The organism is Microbacterium kunmingense (assembly GCF_023155745.1).
GTDB classification, from domain to species: domain Bacteria; phylum Actinomycetota; class Actinomycetes; order Actinomycetales; family Microbacteriaceae; genus Microbacterium; species Microbacterium kunmingense.
In genome coordinates, this window is record NZ_JAKNUS010000011.1 from 69437 (window position 1) to 82614 (window position 13178).

The window sequence follows — 13178 nt, forward strand, 5'->3', positions numbered from 1 at the left end:
GGCGCCGGGTAGCGTGGGGGACATGCCCAACATCGCACTCGACCTCGGCAAGCAGTCCGCGGACTTCGGCGTCACCTCCGTCTATGGCGAGCAGCAGGACGTCGACGGTGTCCGTCTGGTCCCGGTGGCCCTGACCTGGACCGCGTTCGGAGGCGGATCCGATGAGGCCGGTAACGGCGGCGGGGGCGGGGGCGGATACGCCGTGCCGTTGGGTGCGTACATCCGCCGAGGCGATGACCTGCGATTCGAGCCCAACGTCGTCTCGCTCCTCGCCGTCGGGATCCCCTTCGTCTGGGTCGCCGGCCGCGCACTCAGCCGTGTCATCCGCGCGCTCAAGAAGTGACGCCGACCCGGTCGCTCAGGCACTCGCCGGAGCGGTCGCGCTGACCCGCGACGCGGTCACATCGATCGCCGCCGCCAATCCGGTGATCCTGATCGACGGGCGAAGCGGCGCCGGGAAGACGACGTTCGCGCGCGAACTCATCGCTTCATGGCCTCTTCGCGGTCGCGTGCAATCCGTCGCCCTGGACGCCCTCTACCCGGGTTGGGACGGCCTCGCCGAGGGCGTTCGTGTCGCGCAGGAGGCGGTCCTCCGGCCGCATGCGCGAGGCCTGATCGGCATCTGGCAACGGTGGGATTGGGATCGCGGCGTGTACGCGGAGGCCCACGCAGTCGATCCGTCCCTTCCGCTCATCGTCGAAGGATCAGGGCTCCTCACCGCCGGAACCGCGCCGCTGGGAGACATCCGCATCTGGCTGGAATCGCCGGCGCGGACGCGCAGGCGACGCGCGCTCGAACGCGACGGTGACACCTACCGTCCCCACTGGGACCGGTGGGCGCGGCAGGAGGAGCGGCATCTCTCCGAGGATGTTCCCGCGCAGTTGGCCACGCACGTGTTCGCCATCCCCTAGTGCGATCACTCGTCGGTGCGCGACGACTCGATGGCGCGGACGAGGCCCTCCAGGCGATAGCCCAACCAGTCGTAGACTCCGAAGCGGGGATCGTCGTCATCGTGCTGGTCCTCATCGGTGATGCCGAGCCGGGTCGCGATGACGAGCCTCACGGCGGCAAGGGTGCGCATCCACGCCTGAACAGCGTCGGGGTCGAGGACGAGTTCGACCTCCTCCCACCCCTGAGCTCCGGCGTCGGTGACCGAAGGCAACGTCGCCGCGGGCGCGAGGCTCGCACGCACGAGTCGGGCGTCGTGGTGTCGGCGGCTGAGGAGGTCGCGCTCGGTGACGTCCCGGAACTCCCGGGCCGCCTCGGGATCATCGGCGTACGCATCGGGAACGAGCCGAAGCACGGCGGGATCGTCGTCCGGCTCCGACCCGTCCGCGACGAGGTCGGCGAACTGATCGATCAGATCGGCGAGGTGGGTGGCCTCGAGACGCGTGATCCGGAGCGAGAGAGGAATGCTGGTCACGGAGCGGGGGCCCTTCTCACGGTGGCCCACAGGCCGTAGTCGTGCATCGCCTGGGTGTGCAGTTCCATCAGCTCCCGCGCGCCCTCGGCCACCACCGCGTGTCCGTCGTGGTGCACGGCGAGCATCAGGCGCTCGGCGGTCGCCGGGGGGAATCCGAAATAGGCTCGGAAGACGTGGGTCACGTAGCTCATCAGATTCACCGGGTCGTTCCAGACCACGGTCTGCCAGCGATCGGGGATCTGCTCCTCGGCGAGTCGATCGAGGAGGTCCTGTCTCTGTGTCCCCGGCGCCATCATGCCCACCCGAGCTCGTGCAGCTTGTCGTCATCGATGCCGTAGAAGTGCGCGATCTCGTGGACCAGGGTGGTGTGCACCTCGTCCCGCAGCTCCCGCTCGTCCGCACACGCCGCGAGATGCGGTTCGCGGTAGACCACGATGCGGTCGGGGAGTTCACCCATCCCGTACCGGTCCCGCTCTGTCAGGGCCCAGCCCTCGTAGAGGCCGAACAGCTCCTGGGTCGCGTCCTCGGGCCGGTCCTCGACCACGAACACGACGTTGTCGAGGCCCTCGACCATGTCGTCGGGGAGGAGGTCCAGCTCTTCGATCACGAGGCGCTCGAACGCGTCCGGATCCATCTCGAGCATGCTTCCACGATACGGGCCGCGAGGGCCTGTGAGATTGGGGTGGCTGACGGGACTTGAACCCGCGGCCCCCTGGACCACAACCAGGTGCTCTACCGACTGAGCTACAGCCACCGTGGCCCCGCATCGGCGGGACAACCCAACGATTCTCTCACACGCCGGGGGAGAACGCCGACACCGCCGATGCCGCTGCTGCACGCGCGCCGTCGCTCGTCGGCCCGGGCTCGGGAACGAAGACCGCCTGGCGGTAATAGGCCAACTCGGTGATGGACTCCCGGATGTCGGCGAGCGCCCGGTGACCGCCGTTCTTCGCCGGCGCGTGGATGTAGGCGCGGGGGTACCAGCGACGCGAGAGCTCTTTGATGCTGGAGACGTCGACGTTGCGGTAGTGCAGCCACCGATCGACCCGGGGCATGTACTTGGCCAGGAACATCCTGTCGGTGCCGATGGTGTTCCCGGCGAGGGGGGCTTTCCCCTCCTGAGGAGCGAAGCGCTGGATGTACTCCAACGCCTGGAACTCGGCGTCGGCGACGCTCACACCGCCGGGAATCTCTTCGAGGAGACCGGATGTCTCGTGCATCGAGCGCACGAAATCGCTCATGTTCTCCATCGCGGAGGCGTCGGGCTTGATGACGACCTGGAATCCCGGGTCCAAAGGTCGCAGCTCGAAATCCGTGACCACGATGGCGATCTCGACCAGCTCGTCGACCGCCAGGTCGAGTCCGGTCATCTCGCAGTCGATCCAGACGAGTCGGTCGTTCTCGGATGCACCCACCATGGGCCCATCCTAGTGACGGGCCGCGACGCGGCCCCCTCGCGGCGGTCGGTCCCCCAGGCACGATTCGAACGTGCGACCGGCGGATTAGAAGGCCGCTGCTCTATCCACTGAGCTACTGGGGGTCGCTCGTCCAGGGTAGCGGCCTGGACGTGATCGTCGGGAATCGGCCCTGCGCATCTGGCGGCGCGCCGCGGGGAGGCGTACCGTCGAGGCATCGGAAGGAGTTCGACGATGAGCACAACCGACACGCACTCGAGCCTCTGGGTGGCCTACGGCAGCAGTGGGGTGGTGGGCAGCATCCGCAAAGCAGCCGACGGGTACACGGTCACCATGGCCGGGGCAGAGACGACCGCAGGCACCTACCCGACGATGGATGTCGCCAAGAACGCCCTGCATTCCCGCATGCGGCCGGGAAGCGCCTGGCCGACCTTCGAGGAGCACTGACCCTCGCCCCGTCCGTGCCGCGGCGAGGGCATCGGGGTTCAGCTCGGCCGCTCCACCGTGCGCGCCGCCTCGATCTGCCGGGCCGCGGGGGAGGCGTCAGCAGATGTCGGGTGCGGGTCGCGGTGTCGCGCCGTGTCGAACAGGGGCAGCGTGAGGTGGACAAGGGGACCGATCGCCGCGGCGAACACCAGCGTGCCGATACCCACCGTCCCGCCGAGCAGCCAGCCCATCACCAGCACGCTGAGTTCCACGCCGCCGCGGCACAGCCAGATGGGCCACCCCAGCCGCGCATGCATTCCCGTCATGAGACCGTCGCGGGGACCAGGTCCGAAACGAGCTCCGATGTAGAGGCCGCATCCCACGGCCACGATCACGATGCCGCCTACGAGGAGTGCGACCTGTGCCAGAAGGTGATCCGGCACAGGCGGCATCAGCCACAGAACGATCTGCATGCTCGTGCCGACCAGCAGGATGTTGGCGACGGTGCCCACTCCTGGTCGTTGACGCAGCGGGATCCACAGGAGGAGGACGCCGATGCCGACGAGGTTGGTCACCCATCCGATCCCGAGACCGGTCTGACGGGACAGTCCCTCGGCGAACACCGTCCACGGATCGACACCCAGCCCCGCTTCGATGGTCAGGGCGCAGCCCGCGCCGTACAGAACGAGACCGAGCAGCAGTCGGAGGATGCGATCCAGCATCCCGTCATTTCACCAGAGAATTGGACTGGGTAGCACATGCCAATTCCGCTAAAGTGGACGGATGGATTCACGGATCTCCGCCCGGGCACTCGCCCATGCTCTCGGTGGCTGGCGTACACGCGAACCGACATACGAGGCCCTCGCCGACGGCATTCGGCTGCTGTGTCTGGACAATCGCGTGCCGCCGCGCACGACGCTGCCGGCGGAGCGCGAACTCGCTGCCGTCCTGGGCCTGAGCCGGAGCACGGTCGCGGCGGCGTACCGGAGTCTCCGCGACACCGGGCACATCCAGAGCGTCCGCGGATCGGGAAGCGTCACCCTCGCGCTCGCACGACGCGATCCCGGCATCACCGACGTGCGGCGGGATGACATCGACCTGCAGCAGGCGAGCCCTGCCACCTGGCCAGGGTTGGCCGGACTCATCGCCGAGGCGGTCGCCGACGCCCCCTCGATCGTCTCCCGCACCGGCTACGACATCGTGGGACGACATGACCTGCGTGCCCGGGTGGCCGCGCACTACAGCGGCCGCGGACTTGCGACCTCGCCGGAGGAGATCCTTATCACCACCGGCGCGCAGAGTGCGATCCACCTCCTGGCGCGTGCTCTCATCGCACGCGGTGATCGCGTGCTCATCGAGACCCCCACCTATCCGCACGCGGCGGACGCACTCCGTCAGGCCGGTGCGCGGCTGACCGCTGTGCCGGTCACGATCCGCGACGGGTGGGATCTCGAACGCGCCTCGCAGGTCTCGCTGCGCGCGCTGCCGGTCGCCGGATACCTCATGCCCGATTTCCACAATCCGACGGGCCGGTCGATGACCGCGGTCGAACGCGAAACGGTGGCGAATGAGGCGGAGCGCGCGGGGACCACGCTGATCCTGGATGAGACCACAGCGGATCTCGACATCGACCGGGGACCGCTGGCTCGCGGGTTCGACCGGATGGATCCCTCCCTGGTCGTGCGCGTCGGCTCGCTCGGCAAGACGGTCTGGGGAGGACTGCGGATCGGATGGATACGGGCCTCACCGGAACTCGTCCGCCGTCTTGTGGCGCTGCGCAGCGCCCAGGACTTGGGTACTCCGGAGTTCGAGCAGGTGATCGCCGCCGCCGTCCTCGATCGATTCGGAGACGTCATCGAGCAGCGCCGACACGCGCTTCGAGCGGGACGCGACGTGATCATCGAAGCCCTCCGACAGCGCCTGCCGGACTGGATCGTCCCACGGCCACAGGGGGGTGTGTCGCTCTGGATCGAGATGGATGCCCCGCTGAGTGCGCCGTTGGTCATGGACGCTCGCCATCGGGGCCTGCTGTTGACATCCGGACCGCGTTTCTCGGTGGACGGCGGTCACGACCGCTACCTCAGGGTGCCCTTCACCGCGGCCCCGGAGACGCTGGTGCGCGCCGCGGACATGCTCGCGCAGTCGTGGCGATCCGTCTCCCGGGCCGCGCCGCCGAGCCTGTCGCTGCGGGAAGACGCGATGGTCTGAAGACGGGACGACCCCGCCTCGGAGTGCGCCGCCGTCACCTCGCGTAGTGCAGGCAGGACACCGCATCGTCCAGGCTCCAGAAACGCCCCACCTCGAAGAATCGTCTGACCCGCGTGGAGTAGCGGAGTGCGTGGAACCGCAGAGCATCCGGCTCCCCGTCCGCACGGACATGGCCGACGATCCGGCCGGCGCGATCGATGACCCGCCACAGCTGCGCTCCTGCGGCGACCAGGCGCAGTCCGTGCCGGGTCGTCGACGCTGCGGTCGGGGTGGGGTGGTGGGTGAACACGGTCATGTCTGCCTCCTTGTTCGAAGATAGATCCGACCTCCGACACCGAAGTGGCAGACGTCCTCTCCTGCACAACCGGTCCCCAACCCGCGCTTTCCACAGATGAGTCGGCCGCGCACCTCCCGAAGGCGGATCGTCGCCACGATGGGGTCGTGCCGGTGCCCGCCGGGCACCCGGGCACCGGCACAACCGAACATCCGCACGCGACAAGAAGCGAGGAGAAATCATGTCCGACACCATCACTCTCACCGGCAACATCGCCACGATCCCCGAGCACAAGAAGATCCTGGACGGCATCCCGGTGACGTCCTTCCGCGTCGCGACCTCGCATCGGCGGCTCGACCGCGCGACGGGACAGTGGCTGGACGGTGAGACCAGCTACTACACCGTCCAGCTGTTCCGCCAGCTCGCCGAGAACGCGGTCCTCTCGCTCAGCCGCGGTGACCGGGTCATCGTCACCGGTCGTGTCAAAGTGCGCGAGTGGGACAACGGAACCCGCCGGGGAACCACCGTCGAGGTGGAGGCCGACGCGATCGGGCACGACTTGAAGTTCGGCACGTCGCGCTTCACGCGGGCGACCGGGTCCCGCCCGCCCGCGGACGCAGCTCAGCCCGAGGCGTGGCCTGCACCCGGAGTCGCTGCGGAACAGGCGTCCGAGGCGGCGTCGGAGGCGTGGGCGACGAGCGTTCCCGGGGCCCGCGACGAATCGGTCGAGGAGGGGGAGGAACAGGACCCGCGATCCGGATCTCTCCTCGTGGCGGCGGGCGAGACCCCCTTCTGAGCCGGTGCAGGAGCCCGGCGGACCACGACGTAGACTCAGTCCGTGCCTCTGCGGAAACAGGATCACCACGCCCGCCGTCGCCCTCTGCCACCGCGCGGTCCGCACCGCGGCATCCTGATCGGCGCGTTCGTCGTGCTTCTCGTGACCGGCTGCACGCCGTCTCCCTCGCCCACCCCGGCGCCGACGGCGCCGGCCCCCGTGCCGACCGGCTCAGCGACGCCCGCTCCGGCCGGTCCGGCGCTCGTGCCCGAGGGATCGGCGGAGGACAATCTGCCGTTGTTCACACAGATCGTCCAATCCGTGTGGAATAGCGAGGGGCGGGGCGCCGGCCGGGCGTACGTCGACGCACTCGTGGCCGGCGGATTCGACAAGAGCGTCATGCAGGTCACGGCCGACACCTCCACAGTGGGCAACCCCGCCGAGAGCATTCAGGTCTCGGTTCGCTGGGGAGAGCAGTGCCTCATCGGCCAGGTGGGCGAGGCGACCGGCGAGCCGGTCACGACCGTCGTCGCGGCGCTCCCCGACGGTGCATGCCTGCTGGGCGAGACCCGGCCGATCGACTGGTGAGACCGCGCCGCGGGTCGGCGACCGGGCCCGACGGTGACGTCGTGACCGACCGGCTAGGCTGGGACGCTGACATCGGGACGTGAAGGGGAGCTGCGAACGGTATGGCTGAATACATCTACTCGATGGTCCGGGCCCGCAAGGCGGTCGGCGACAAGCTGATCCTCGACGACGTCACGATGGCCTTCCTTCCGGGGGCGAAGATCGGCATGGTCGGTCCCAACGGGGCGGGGAAGTCCACCATCCTGAAGATCATGGCGGGGCTGGACACCCCCTCCAACGGTGAGGCCAAGCTCAGCCCCGGTTTCTCCGTGGGCATCCTCATGCAGGAGCCCGAGCTCGACGAGTCCAAGACGGTGCTGGAGAACATCCAGGACGGGATCGCCATCAAGGCCAAGCTCGATCGCTTCAACGAGATCTCCGCGCTCATGGCCGATCCCGACGCCGACTTCGACGCCCTGTTGGCCGAGATGGGGACGCTCCAGGAGGAGATCGACGCTGCCGACGCCTGGGATCTGGACTCCCAGCTCGAACAGGCCATGGACGCGCTGCGCACGCCGCCGGGCGATGCGGCGATCGCGCCGCTCTCCGGTGGTGAGAAGCGTCGCGTAGCCCTGACCAAGCTCCTTCTGCAGAAGCCCGACCTGCTCCTCCTGGACGAGCCCACCAACCATCTCGACGCCGAGAGCGTGCTGTGGCTGGAGCAGCACCTTCAGAAGTACCCCGGCGCCGTGATCGCCATCACCCACGACAGGTACTTCCTCGACAATGTCGCGGAATGGATCGCAGAGGTCGACCGCGGTCGCCTGATCGGGTACGAGGGCAACTACTCCACCTACCTGGAGAAGAAGGGCGAGCGCCTGGAGGTGCAGGGCAAGAAGGACGCCAAACTCGCCAAGCGCCTGAAGGAAGAGCTCGAGTGGGTCCGCTCCAACGCCAAGGGCCGCCAGGCGAAGTCCAAGGCCCGACTGGCGCGTTACGAGGAGATGGCCGCGGAAGCCGATCGCACCCGCAAGCTCGACTTCGAGGAGATCCAGATTCCGCCCGGCCCGCGCCTCGGGGGCATCGTCATCGAGGCCAAGAACCTGCAGAAGCGCTTCGGAGACCGTTCCCTCATCGACGGGTTGAGCTTCAGCCTGCCCCCGAACGGAATCGTCGGCGTCATCGGGCCGAACGGCGTCGGCAAGACCACGCTGTTCAAGACCATCGTCGGTCTGGAGCCGCTGGACGGCGGCAACCTGAAGATCGGCGAGACGGTGAAGATCAGCTACGTCGACCAGTCGCGCGCGAACATCGACCCGGAGAAGACCCTGTGGGAGGTCGTCTCCGACGGCCTGGACATCATCACGGTGGGCAAGACCGAGATCCCGTCCCGGGCCTACGTGTCGAAGTTCGGGTTCAAGGGCCCCGACCAGCAGAAGAAGGCGGGTGTGCTCTCCGGCGGTGAGCGCAACCGGCTGAACCTGGCTCTGACGCTGAAGGAGGGCGGCAACCTGCTGCTCCTCGACGAGCCGACCAACGACCTCGACGTCGAAACGCTGCAGTCCCTGGAGAACGCACTTCTGGAGTTCCCCGGGTGTGCCGTGGTCATCACGCACGACCGGTGGTTCCTCGACCGGATCGCGACCCACATCCTCGCGTACGAAGGCACCGACGAGCACCCCGACCGGTGGTACTGGTTCGAGGGCAACTTCGACGCGTACGAGCAGAACAAGATCGAACGGCTCGGCCCGGACGCGGCGACGCCCCATCGCTCGGCCTACCGCAAGCTCACCCGTGACTGACCCCGTCGTTGCGGAGACGACTCCGTCGGGTCGGCGACTGCACATCCCGATCCCGCTTCGCTGGGGCGATCTCGACGCCTTCAATCACGTCAACAACACCGCGATGCTGAAGCTCCTCGAGGAGGCGCGCGTTCGCGCGTTCTGGCTCCCGGACCCGGGAGAGACCGCCCCGGACACGGCGGTGCTGTCCTCCGGTATCTCCAGCGGCGTTCTGACCTTGATCGCGCGCCAGGAGATCGAGTACCTCGCGCCGGTGCCGTATCAGCGCCATCCCCTCGACATCCAAATGTGGTTCGGCAGGCTGGGCGGATCGAGCATCGAGGTCTGCTACGAGGTGTGCAGCCCCAGGGAGAGCGCCGCACCCGACGGCACGCAGACGATCTATGCGCGTGCCACGACGGTCGTCGTCAAAGTCGACGCCCGCACCGGCGCCCCGCTGCGCCTGAGCGCCGAGGAGCGGAGCGCCTGGGAACCGTATGTCGGCCCGCCGCTGGTCTACACGCACCGCCGGTGAGAGGCTCCGGCGGGGTCATCCCGCCGCGTCGGGGACCCGCACCATGACCTCCTGCCCCACACTCGCGACGAGGACGCCGTCTCGCGTGAAGATCCGACCCTGGGCCAGCCCCCTCCCGCCCCGCGCGCTGGGCGATTCCTGGACGTAGACGAGCCACTCGTCCACCCGTGCCGGACGATGCCACCACATCGCGTGGTCGAGGCTCGCGACCTTCAGGCCGGGGGTCGCCCAGGCGACTCCGTGCGCGCGGAGGATCGACTCCTGGATCGTCAGGTCGCTGAGGTAGGCGAGGACGGCGCGATGGAGGGCCGCATCATCCGGCAGACGGCGTCGGGTGCGCAGCCACACCGCCTGCCGAGGCACGCGCTCACCCTCCACGCGCAGATAGATCGACGACGGCACATGCCGCACATCCACGGGGCGGTCGGTGAACAGCCGCTTGGACATCGGGTGCAGTCCCGTCAACTGCTCCTCGATGTCCGGCAGATCCTCGGGCTCGGGCAGGTCGCCCGGGAGGAGGGCCTGATGCTCGAGTCCCGGGTCGTCGTCCTGGAAGGACGCGATCGCGGAGAAGATCGGAACACCGCCCTGGAAGGCCTGAGTGCGCCGCGTAGCGAACGACCGACCGTCGTGGATGCGGTCCACCGAGAAGGTGATCCCCTGATCCGCATCACCCGGCCGAAGGAAGTAGCCGTGCATCGAGTGGACCGTTCGACCCTCGGGGATGGTGCGCTCGGCGGCGACGAGCGACTGGGCGAGCACCTGACCGCCGTAGACGCGACCGAGCGGCATCCGCTGGGATACGCCGGTGAAGATGTCCTCCGTCGTCCGCGCGGAGGAGTCCTCCAGGTCCAGAACCGCGAGCATCGACGCCACGGGGTCGGAATCGCTGCGCCCACGGTCCGGGGGAGCCGGGTGCGGGGAATCGGTCACGCGGCTCCTCCTGTCCGGGCACGGCGCCCGATCGTTGGTAGTTTAGATCGGATGTCCGCGCGCCTTCTCCTCGCCGATCGCGACGCCGTCGCCGACGCCCTCACGTTCGCCGGCCGCGCCGCGCGGCTCGGTGACGGCGCCGTTCGACTTCGCGCCGCGGCAGGGACGCTGACGATGTGGGCGGCGGTGCTGGCCCCCCGGGGGCTGTTCGACAGCACCCCGACGATCCTCGGGATGCGTGCCGTCCGGGCGGATCGCGAACTCGAGTGCGACTTCGTGGTGGACGCCACCGGTCTGACATCCGTTCCCTCCGACGATGCGGCCCTCGCCCTGCCGGCGACGGCGCTCGCACCCGCGTGGGCGGGGATCTCGCCGCCGCAGGGCGGCTGGGTTCCCGGCGGTCAGCTCGCGGCGGCGGACCTGGCATCCCGCGCGCAGTGGGGAATGGCGGCGGTCGCGAACAAGCTGCCGGCCGATGCCGGTGAGGATGTCGTGCGGGTGGTCCGGTCGGATGTCTGGGGTGCACCTGCCCCCGAGCTCGCCGATCTGCCCCTCGGCGTCGCCTTCGCCGCGTTCGGGCTCGGGTTCATCGGCGGCGAAGAGGTGGTGGGCGTCTTCAGCGCGCCGTCGTGGACCCGGCTGAGCCTCCAGCGTGGGCATGTGCTCGTCCGTCGCCCGCCCCGGGAGGGACTGACTCCCGTTCGGTCGACCGGGCGCGTCGCGGGCTGAGCCGTCGCGGGGGAGCGTCGAGGGCGCTGTCACACCGCGGCAGCAGCGCCGCGCCCCGCGGCCCGGCCGCTGAAGAGGCATCCGCCCAGGAATGTGCCCTCGAGCGCTCGATAGCCGTGGACACCGCCGCCGCCGAAACCGCTCGCCTCGCCTGCCGCGAACAGGCCCGGGATCGCATCGCCCGTGTCGTCGAGCGCACGGCCGTCGAGATCGGTCTCGATCCCGCCGAGCGTCTTCCTCGTGACGATCCCCAACCGTACGGCGATCAGGGGCCCGGCCTTCGGGTCGAGAAGGCGGTGCGGGGCGGCGGTGCGGATCAACCGGTCGCCGCGGAACGCGCGCGCGGAACGCAGGAGCGCGATCTGCGCGTCCTTGGTGAAGGTGTTCTCGACCTCGCGGTCGCGGGCTTCGACCTCGCGTCGCACATGCGCGGCATCCAGCACGTCGCCACCGGGGAGGGCTTGCATTCCCGCGATCAGCTCGTCGAGGGTGTCGCGCACCACGACGTCCTGTCCGCGATCGAGGAACGCCTGCACCGGAGCCGAGGCGCCCCTGCCCAGGCGTGAGCGGAGGAGAAGCGGGAGGTCCTTTCCCGTGAGGTCGGGGTTCTGCTCGCTTCCCGACAGGGTGAACTCCTTCTCGACGATCCGAGAGGACAGCACGAACCACGAATGGTCGAACCCTGTTCGGCGGAGGTGTGCAAGGGTCCCGAGGGTGTCGAAGCCGGGGAAGAGCGGCACCGGCAGACGCGTGCCGCGGGCATCCATCCACAGCGAGGATGGGCCCGGCAGGATGCGGATCCCGTGGCCGGGCCACACCGGCTCGACGTTGTGCAGACCTTCGACGTAATGCCACATCCGGTCGCCGTTGATGACACGGGCGCCGGCGTCCTCGGCCGTCCGCATCATGGATCCGTCGACGTAGGCGGGCACTCCCGCGAGCATGGTCGCCGGCGGTGCTCCCAGCCGGTCGGGCCATGCCTGGCGCACGAGGTCGGGATTCCCGCCGATCCCTCCGGAGGCGATCACGGTGGCGCCCGCCGAGATTCGGAACTCGCCCACCACCTCGCGGGAACTCGGGCGCCCGCGGGCCGCGCCGGACGGCGCGAGGATCTCTCCCTCGGCGCCGGTGATCGTCCCGTCGTTGCGGGTGAGGGCGGTCACCCGGTGTCGGGGCAGGATCCTCACGGAGCCCGCCGATTCGGCGTGCTCCACGTCACGGAGGAAGGGGGCGACGACCCCGGGGCCCGTGCCCCAGGTGATGTGGAACCGCGGAACGGAGTTGCCGGGCCCGGTGGCCCCGTACCCGCCTCGTTCCGCCCATCCGACGACCGGGAAGAAGGAGATCCCCTTCCCGCGCAGCCAGGCGCGCTTCTCGCCGGCGGCGAAGTCGAGGTATCCCTCCGCCCAGCGCCGCGGCCAGAGATCTTCGGGCCGGTCGAAGCCTGCCGTGCCCCACCAATCCTGCTGCGCCAGGGCCAGCGAGTCGCGCACCTTCATGCGACGCTGCTCGGGAGAGTCGACGAGGAACAACCCGCCGAAGGACCACCACGCCTGGCCTCCGACGTTGGTGCGCGGCTCCTGGTCGAGCAGGATGACACGCTTGCCGGCGCTGACAGCCTCCACCGTGGCGACGAGGCCTGCCAGGCCCCAGCCGATGACGAGGACATCGGTGTGGGAAATCTCCGTCGCGGCCATCATGTCCCCGGGGTCGGCTCGAAGGTGTTCACCATCGCGAAAGCGGCCCGGTGGAGGTAGTCCCAGAGCGTTTCCTCGTGGAGAGGCGGCAGCCCGAGCTCGTCCACGGCCGTCCGCATGTGCCGCAGCCAGCGGTCTCGTGCGTCGGGGTTCACGTGGAAGGGCGCGTGGCGCATTCGGAGACGAGGGTGTCCGCGCTCCAAGCTGTAGGTCGTCGGGCCTCCCCAGTACTGCTCGAGGAAGAGGGTCAGACGGTCTTTGGCGGGCCCGAGATCCTCCTCGGGGTACATCGGACGGAGCACCTCGTCAGCGGCCACCTCGCGGTAGAAGACATCGACGAGACGCACGAAGGTGGCGTGACCGCCCACTTCGTCGTAGAACGATCGCGGCGATGCGTCGGCATCCGTCACCGGGT

General features: G+C 69.1%; 18 protein-coding genes and 2 tRNA genes. 9 read left to right on the plus strand and 11 right to left on the minus strand.

The window, feature by feature from the left end:
- Positions 1-22: 22 nt before the first annotated feature.
- On the plus strand, positions 23-343 hold the full coding sequence (locus MA875_RS14725) for a hypothetical protein (RefSeq protein WP_248243013.1): 321 nt from the start codon (positions 23-25) through the stop codon (positions 341-343).
- Complete coding sequence (locus tag MA875_RS14730) at positions 318-911, plus strand: nucleoside/nucleotide kinase family protein (RefSeq protein WP_248243014.1); 594 nt, start codon at positions 318-320, stop codon at positions 909-911. The genes MA875_RS14725 and MA875_RS14730 overlap by 26 nt, the downstream gene beginning before the upstream one ends.
- Before the next feature lie 5 nt (positions 912-916).
- Here MA875_RS14730 and MA875_RS14735 read toward each other — a convergent pair whose 3' ends face one another.
- The 6 genes from MA875_RS14735 to MA875_RS14760 form a co-directional block, all read right to left on the minus strand.
- On the minus strand, positions 917-1423 hold the full coding sequence (locus tag MA875_RS14735) for a DUF2017 family protein (RefSeq protein WP_248243015.1): 507 nt from the start codon (positions 1421-1423) through the stop codon (positions 917-919).
- On the minus strand, positions 1420-1716 hold the full coding sequence (gene clpS, locus MA875_RS14740; protein WP_248243016.1) for an ATP-dependent Clp protease adapter ClpS: 297 nt from the start codon (positions 1714-1716) through the stop codon (positions 1420-1422). The genes MA875_RS14735 and clpS overlap by 4 nt, the downstream gene beginning before the upstream one ends.
- On the minus strand, positions 1716-2066 hold the full coding sequence (locus tag MA875_RS14745) for a metallopeptidase family protein (RefSeq protein ID WP_248243017.1): 351 nt from the start codon (positions 2064-2066) through the stop codon (positions 1716-1718). The genes clpS and MA875_RS14745 overlap by 1 nt, the downstream gene beginning before the upstream one ends.
- Positions 2067-2101: 35 nt before the next feature.
- Positions 2102-2177, minus strand: a tRNA-His gene (locus MA875_RS14750).
- Positions 2178-2214: 37 nt separating this feature from the next.
- Entirely contained in the window at positions 2215-2841 is a 627-nt protein-coding gene (orn, locus tag MA875_RS14755; protein ID WP_248243018.1) for an oligoribonuclease, read from the minus strand.
- Positions 2842-2890: 49 nt separating this feature from the next.
- Positions 2891-2963 (minus strand) — tRNA-Arg (locus MA875_RS14760).
- A 109-nt stretch (positions 2964-3072) separates the two neighbouring features.
- Here MA875_RS14760 and MA875_RS14765 point away from each other — a divergent pair.
- On the plus strand, positions 3073-3285 hold the full coding sequence (locus MA875_RS14765; protein WP_248243019.1) for a methyltransferase: 213 nt from the start codon (positions 3073-3075) through the stop codon (positions 3283-3285).
- A 38-nt stretch (positions 3286-3323) separates the two neighbouring features.
- On the opposite strand, the gene yczE is transcribed toward MA875_RS14765, so the two are convergent.
- Positions 3324-3986 (minus strand): membrane protein YczE, encoded by a 663-nt coding sequence (gene yczE, locus MA875_RS14770; protein ID WP_248243020.1) that lies wholly within the window; start codon positions 3984-3986, stop codon positions 3324-3326.
- A 61-nt stretch (positions 3987-4047) separates the two neighbouring features.
- Between yczE and yczR the strand changes: the two genes are divergently transcribed.
- Positions 4048-5472, plus strand: a complete 1425-nt coding sequence (gene yczR, locus MA875_RS14775; protein WP_248243021.1) for a MocR-like transcription factor YczR — start codon at positions 4048-4050, stop codon at positions 5470-5472.
- A gap of 34 nt (positions 5473-5506) precedes the next feature.
- Here the strand turns inward: yczR and MA875_RS14780 are convergent, their stop codons facing one another.
- A complete protein-coding gene (locus tag MA875_RS14780) occupies positions 5507-5767 on the minus strand; it encodes a hypothetical protein (RefSeq protein ID WP_248243022.1) in 261 nt (86 codons plus the stop codon).
- A 220-nt stretch (positions 5768-5987) separates the two neighbouring features.
- On the opposite strand from MA875_RS14780, the gene ssb reads away from it, so the two are divergent.
- The 4 genes from ssb (at position 5988) to MA875_RS14800 (ending at position 9404) form a co-directional block, all read left to right on the plus strand.
- Entirely contained in the window at positions 5988-6542 is a 555-nt protein-coding gene (ssb, locus tag MA875_RS14785; RefSeq protein WP_248243023.1) for a single-stranded DNA-binding protein, read from the plus strand.
- Positions 6543-6584: 42 nt separating this feature from the next.
- Complete coding sequence (locus MA875_RS14790) at positions 6585-7109, plus strand: DUF6993 domain-containing protein (RefSeq protein WP_248243024.1); 525 nt, start codon at positions 6585-6587, stop codon at positions 7107-7109.
- A 101-nt stretch (positions 7110-7210) separates the two neighbouring features.
- Positions 7211-8890, plus strand: coding sequence for an energy-dependent translational throttle protein EttA (gene ettA, locus MA875_RS14795; protein ID WP_248243025.1), 1680 nt, complete (start codon positions 7211-7213; stop codon positions 8888-8890).
- A complete protein-coding gene (locus MA875_RS14800) occupies positions 8883-9404 on the plus strand; it encodes an acyl-CoA thioesterase (protein WP_248243026.1) in 522 nt (173 codons plus the stop codon). The genes ettA and MA875_RS14800 overlap by 8 nt, the downstream gene beginning before the upstream one ends.
- A 15-nt stretch (positions 9405-9419) precedes the next feature.
- Here the strand turns inward: MA875_RS14800 and MA875_RS14805 are convergent, their stop codons facing one another.
- On the minus strand, positions 9420-10271 hold the full coding sequence (locus tag MA875_RS14805) for an acyl-CoA thioesterase (RefSeq protein WP_248243071.1): 852 nt from the start codon (positions 10269-10271) through the stop codon (positions 9420-9422).
- 117 nt (positions 10272-10388) lie between these two features.
- Here MA875_RS14805 and MA875_RS14810 point away from each other — a divergent pair, with 117 nt between their 5' ends.
- Complete coding sequence (locus MA875_RS14810; RefSeq protein ID WP_248243027.1) at positions 10389-11066, plus strand: DUF8185 domain-containing protein; 678 nt, start codon at positions 10389-10391, stop codon at positions 11064-11066.
- Between the two features lie 29 nt (positions 11067-11095).
- On the opposite strand, the gene MA875_RS14815 is transcribed toward MA875_RS14810, so the two are convergent.
- Together MA875_RS14815 and MA875_RS14820 are read right to left on the minus strand one after the other, a co-directional pair.
- Positions 11096-12766 carry an FAD-binding dehydrogenase gene (locus MA875_RS14815; protein WP_248243028.1) on the minus strand — a complete coding sequence of 557 codons (1671 nt, stop codon included), beginning with the start codon at positions 12764-12766 and terminating at the stop codon, positions 11096-11098.
- Positions 12763-13173 (minus strand): globin, encoded by a 411-nt coding sequence (locus MA875_RS14820; protein WP_248243029.1) that lies wholly within the window; start codon positions 13171-13173, stop codon positions 12763-12765. Before MA875_RS14820 ends, MA875_RS14815 begins: the two co-directional genes overlap by 4 nt.
- Positions 13174-13178 lie beyond the last annotated feature (5 nt).

Coding starts and splice junctions, on each gene's coding strand:
- MA875_RS14725 (WP_248243013.1), top strand. CDS start 23: ATGCCCAACATCGCACTCGACCTCGGCAAGCAGTCCGCGGACTTCGGC.
- clpS (WP_248243016.1), bottom strand. CDS start 1,716: ATGGCGCCGGGGACACAGAGACAGGACCTCCTCGATCGACTCGCCGAG.
- MA875_RS14745 (WP_248243017.1), bottom strand. CDS start 2,066: ATGCTCGAGATGGATCCGGACGCGTTCGAGCGCCTCGTGATCGAAGAG.
- orn (WP_248243018.1), bottom strand. CDS start 2,841: ATGGTGGGTGCATCCGAGAACGACCGACTCGTCTGGATCGACTGCGAG.
- MA875_RS14765 (WP_248243019.1), top strand. CDS start 3,073: ATGAGCACAACCGACACGCACTCGAGCCTCTGGGTGGCCTACGGCAGC.
- yczE (WP_248243020.1), bottom strand. CDS start 3,986: ATGCTGGATCGCATCCTCCGACTGCTGCTCGGTCTCGTTCTGTACGGC.
- yczR (WP_248243021.1), top strand. CDS start 4,048: ATGGATTCACGGATCTCCGCCCGGGCACTCGCCCATGCTCTCGGTGGC.
- MA875_RS14780 (WP_248243022.1), bottom strand. CDS start 5,767: ATGACCGTGTTCACCCACCACCCCACCCCGACCGCAGCGTCGACGACC.
- ssb (WP_248243023.1), top strand. CDS start 5,988: ATGTCCGACACCATCACTCTCACCGGCAACATCGCCACGATCCCCGAG.
- ettA (WP_248243025.1), top strand. CDS start 7,211: ATGGCTGAATACATCTACTCGATGGTCCGGGCCCGCAAGGCGGTCGGC.
- MA875_RS14805 (WP_248243071.1), bottom strand. CDS start 10,271: ATGCTCGCGGTTCTGGACCTGGAGGACTCCTCCGCGCGGACGACGGAG.
- MA875_RS14810 (WP_248243027.1), top strand. CDS start 10,389: ATGTCCGCGCGCCTTCTCCTCGCCGATCGCGACGCCGTCGCCGACGCC.
- MA875_RS14815 (WP_248243028.1), bottom strand. CDS start 12,766: ATGATGGCCGCGACGGAGATTTCCCACACCGATGTCCTCGTCATCGGC.